Genomic DNA, 1,086 nt, shown 5'->3' with positions numbered 1-1,086 from the left:
AGCGGGAATTCAGATAATAAGTGCGACACTCATGGATGAATGGCGAGAGGTGGCCAACTGCTGATTGGTGGTACCCTTCTGCTCGCCAAAGTAAAAGCAGTATCACCATGAGCTATCAGCAGTTGACCGAGGGGCAACGATACCAGTTATCGGTGCTTCGCGCACAGGGGATGTCCATCCTTGCCACCGCACGCGCCATTGGCGTTCATCGCTCCACCCTCTACCGGGAGCTGCGTCGTAACGCCGGGCCGCAGGGCTACCAGCCAGACAATGCGCATCAGCACGCCACCCACCGACGGGCCAGTGCGGCCAAATCTCGGCTATCTGCCGATGTCATCCAGTTTGTCGAGCTGACACTCGCCTGGTGGTGGAGCCCGGAGCAGATAAGCGCGGTGGGCAAGCAGATAGGCCTCATGGTGAGTCACGAGTGGATATACCGCCATGTGGCCGCCGACAAAGCCCGGGGTGGCCAGTTGTACCGCCATCTGCGCCAGGGCCACAAGCGCTACCGCAAGGGGGCGAGCAGCCTGCGTTCTCCCATCAAGGAAGCCCGCTCTATTGATGAACGGCCGGCTATCGTCGATAGCCGGGAGCGGCTCGGTGATTGGGAGGCGGACACGGTGCTGGGCAAGCAAGGCACAGGTGCACTGGTCACCCTGGTGGAGCGCAAGAGCCGGCTCTATCTGGTCAAGCGGGTCGCGAGCAAACAGGCTGGGGTGGTGCGGGATGCGATAATCGAGATGTTAACGCCCTACATCGAGCAGGTGCATACCATCACCTTTGACAACGGCGGCGAGTTTGCCGAACACAAGGCGATAGAGGAAGCGCTGGGTGCCGAGACTTACTTTGCGCACCCTTACTCTTCGTGGGAGCGCGGTCTGAACGAGAACAGCAATGGGCTGTTGAGGCAGTTTATCCCAAAGGGAACAGACCTGAGAGAGGTCACGGACGAGGATGTCAGGAGAGCGGAGCAGTGGCTCAACCTACGACCTCGGAAATGTCTCGGATTCAGGCAGCCTGTCAAGGTATTCGAAGAGTACCGTCAGGCGGCATAGGCGAGTGTCGCACTTCGAAGTTGAATTCGCG

Annotated in this window: 1 protein-coding gene; it reads left to right on the top strand. The window is 59.5% G+C overall.

All coding sequences use genetic code 11. The features are described from left to right. Window positions 1-107: 107 nt before the first annotated feature. Entirely contained in the window at window positions 108-1,055 is a 948-nt protein-coding gene (locus tag V6E55_RS25485; protein WP_019706001.1) for an IS30-like element ISAs2 family transposase, read from the top strand. Window positions 1,056-1,086: the final 31 nt, after the last annotated feature.

It is taken from the genome of Enterobacter sp. 342, assembly GCF_036663495.1.
Taxonomy (GTDB): domain Bacteria; phylum Pseudomonadota; class Gammaproteobacteria; order Enterobacterales; family Enterobacteriaceae; genus Enterobacter.
Note: the sequence above shows the minus strand (reverse complement) of the source record. Positions and strands in the feature narration are given on the sequence as shown.